This is a genomic window from Escherichia sp. MOD1-EC4550, from assembly GCF_963876935.1.
Classification (GTDB): Bacteria; Pseudomonadota; Gammaproteobacteria; order Enterobacterales; family Enterobacteriaceae; genus Escherichia; species Escherichia coli_F.
This window is the reverse complement of sequence record NZ_CAWNSE010000024.1, coordinates 1-3,432: the sequence shown is the minus strand read 5'-3', so window position 1 is coordinate 3,432 and position 3,432 is coordinate 1. Positions and strand designations below refer to the sequence as shown.

Sequence of the window (3,432 nt, the reverse complement as noted above, 5' to 3'; positions counted from 1 at the left end):
AAAAATGCGGATATCAGTGGCAGTGTGAATGCGAACGCCGGGACGCTCAATAATGTCACGATTAATGAGAACTGTCAGATTCTGGGAAAACTGTCAGCTAATCAGATTGAAGGCGATATTGTTAAAACGGTGGGTAAGGCTTTCCCCCGTGACTCCCGGGCACCGGAGCGGTGGCCATCAGGGACCATTACCGTCAGGGTTTATGACGATCAGCCTTTTGACCGGCAAATTGTCATTCCGGCGGTGGCATTCAGCGGTGCCAGACATGAGAGAGAGCATAATGACATTTATTCATCATGCCGTCTGATAGTGCGGAAAAACGGTGCTGAAATTTATAACCGTACCGCGCTGGATAATACGCTGATTTATACCGGTGTGATTGATATGCCAGCGGGTCGCGGTCACATGACGCTGGAGTTTTCGGTATCAGCGTGGCTGGTGAATGATTGGTATCCCACGGCAAGCATCAGCGATTTGCTGGTTGTGGTGATGAAGAAATCCACAGCCGGTATCAGTATCAGCTGAATGTTCAGAAACCAGACCGGGTGCCAGAAATGGCACCTTTTTTATTTGTGGAACGAATATGGCAGTAAAGATTTCAGGCGTGCTGAAAGACGGTGCAGGTAAACCGGTACAGAACTGCACCATTCAGCTGAAAGCAAAACGTAACAGTACCACGGTGGTGGTGAACACGGTGGCCTCAGAAAATCCGGATGAAGCCGGGCGTTACAGTATGGACGTTGAGTACGGCCAGTACGGTGTCATCCTGCTGGTTGAAGGTTTTCCGCCGTCACATGCCGGCACCATCACCGTGTATGAAGATTCTGAGCCTGGGACGCTGAATGATTTTCTCGGTGCCATGACGGAGGATGATGCCCGTCCGGAGGCACTGCGCCGTTTTGAGCTGATGGTGGAAGAGGTGGCGCGTAACGCGTCCGCAGTGGCACAGAACACGGCAGCCGCGAAGAAGTCAGCCGGCGATGCCGGAACATCTGCCCGTGAGGCGGCAACCCATGCGACTGATGCTGCAGGCTCAGCACGCGCCGCCAGCACGTCCGCCGGACAGGCTGCGACGTCAGCACAGGAAGCATCTTCCGGCGCAGAAACAGCCTCAGCAAAGGCCGCTGAGGCATCAAAAAGTGCTGCCGCTGCAGAGTCCTCAAAAAGCGCGGCGGCCACCAGTGCCGGTGCCGCGAAAACGTCAGAAACGAATGCGGCAGCGTCACAACAATCAGCCGCCACGTCTGCATCCACCGCGACCACGAAAGCGTCAGAAGCTGCCACGTCAGCCAGGGATGCGGCGGCCTCAAAAGAGGCGGCAAAATCATCAGAAACGAGCGCAGCCTCGAGCGCCGGTAGCGCAGCTTCCTCGGCAACGGCGGCAGGAAATTCCGCGAAGGCGGCAAAGACGTCTGAGACGAACGCCAGGTCTTCTGAAACGGCAGCGGAACAGAGTGCCTCCGCAGCAGCAGGCTCAGAAACTGCCGCTGCATCATCGTCCCGTGAGGCGTCAGTTAAAGCGGAGGAGGCATCAGCCAGTGCCACCGCCGCCGGAAAATCGGCAGAAAGTGCCGCATCGTCCGCTTCAGCAGCCACAACGAAGGCTGGCGAAGCCACTGAACAGGCCAGTGCAGCAGAGAGGTCTGCTTCCGCAGCGAAGACATCCGAGACGAACGCGAAAGCGTCGGAAACCCGTGCAGAATCTTCAGAAACGTCAGCCGTATCGTCCGCCAGTTCGGCGGCATCATCAGCATCATCGGCGTCAGCTTCAAAAGATGAGGCGGCAAGGCTGGCGTCAGAGGCGCAGGGCAGTGCCACGACGGCATCCGCGAAGGCGACAGAGGCAGCTGGCAGTGCGACAGCGGCAGCACAGAGCAAAAGCACGGCAGAATCCGCAGCAACGCGCGCTGAGACTGCGGCAAAACGGGCGGAGGATATTGCGTCTGCCGTGGCGCTTGAGGATGCGAGCACGACGAAAAAGGGGATAGTCCAGCTCAGCAGTGCAACTAACAGTACATCTGAAACACTTGCCGCGACACCAAAGGCCGTAAAAGCCGCCTGTGAGAATGCTGAGAAACGACTGCAGAAAGATAAGAACGGTGCGGATGTCCCCGACAAAGACACCTTTACGAAAAATATTGGTGCCTGCCGTGCCTTCGGTGGGGCCGTAAGCACAACGACAGGAGACTGGACGACCGCACAGTTTATCGGGTGGCTGGATTCTCAGGGCGCATTTAACCACCCATACTGGATGTGCAAGGGCTCCTGGTCTTACGGTAATAATAAAATCATCACGGATACGGGCTGCGGAAATATTCATCTCGCCGGCGCTGTCATTGAGGTGATGGGGATAAAGTCAGCGATGACGATCCGCATAACCACACCGACAACATCCAGCGGAAGTGGAACGGCGAATGCGCAGTTTACCTATATTAATCATGGTGATGGTTATTCCCCTGGCTGGCGTCGTGACTACAACACGAAAAACAAGCCACCGGCCTTTGCGCTGGGAAAAACCGGGGAAACGCTCGCCGATACAGATGCCGTCGCCTGGAACCTGGACAGTGGCGCTTATTGTGCACAGGATGGTGGCGCATCATCCTTAATTCTTCATTTTAATACAGGGGAAGGCAGCTGCCCTGCGGTCCAGTTTCGGGTGAATTACCGGAATGGCGGGATATTTTACCGCTCCGCCCGTGATGGCTATGGCTTTGAGGCGGACTGGGAGCGTCTGTTCACGACAACGGGCGGGACCCTGGAAGGTGCTGTGGGTATCGGTGCACAGAATACGCTGGGCGGCCATTCACTTGCGCTGGGGAGGGGCGACACAGGCCTGAAACAAAACGGCGACGGTAATCTTGATGTTTACGCCGGTAACGCACGTGTAATGCGCTTTACAAACGGCAGCATTCAGGTCAGTAAAGGGCTGAATGTGTCCGGGCGCGTTAATCCTTCCGATTACAGTAATTTTGATATCCGCTATGTCAGGGATATCCGGCTGGGCACGCGTGTTGTTCAGAGCATGCAAAAAGGCGTGACGTATGAGAAATCCGGCCATGTCATTACGGGGCTTTGTCTTGTCGGGGATGCTGATGGCGATAACTCAGCGGTTTACCGGCCGGTGCAAAAATACATAAACGGCACATGGTTTAACGTATCGCAGGTATAAGTAATGCAGCACTTAAAAAATATTACAGCAGGTAATCCCAAAACCGTTGCTCAGTATCAACTGACAAAAAATTTTGATGTTATCTGGTTGTTTTCAGAGGACGGAAGAAACTGGTATGAAGAAGTGAGTAACTTTCAGAAAGACACAATAAAGATGGCTTACGATGAAAACAATATTATCGTTGCCATCACCCGGGATGCCTCAACGCTTAATCCGGCGGGATTAAGTGTTGTTGAGGTGGCAGATATAACGGCGAACCGCCG

General features: G+C 54.5%; 1 protein-coding gene and 2 pseudogenes. All 3 read left to right on the top strand.

The window, feature by feature from the left end; translation table 11 throughout:
* On the top strand, positions 1-525 hold a 525-nt coding region (locus AACU19_RS18565), incomplete at its 5' end, for a phage tail tip domain-containing protein (protein WP_047662466.1).
* Between the two features lie 58 nt (positions 526-583).
* Positions 584-2,146, top strand: a pseudogene (locus tag AACU19_RS18560) (prophage tail fiber N-terminal domain-containing protein); the annotation flags it as partial.
* A gap of 1,026 nt (positions 2,147-3,172) precedes the next feature.
* Positions 3,173-3,432, top strand: a pseudogene (locus AACU19_RS18555) (tail fiber assembly protein); the annotation flags it as partial.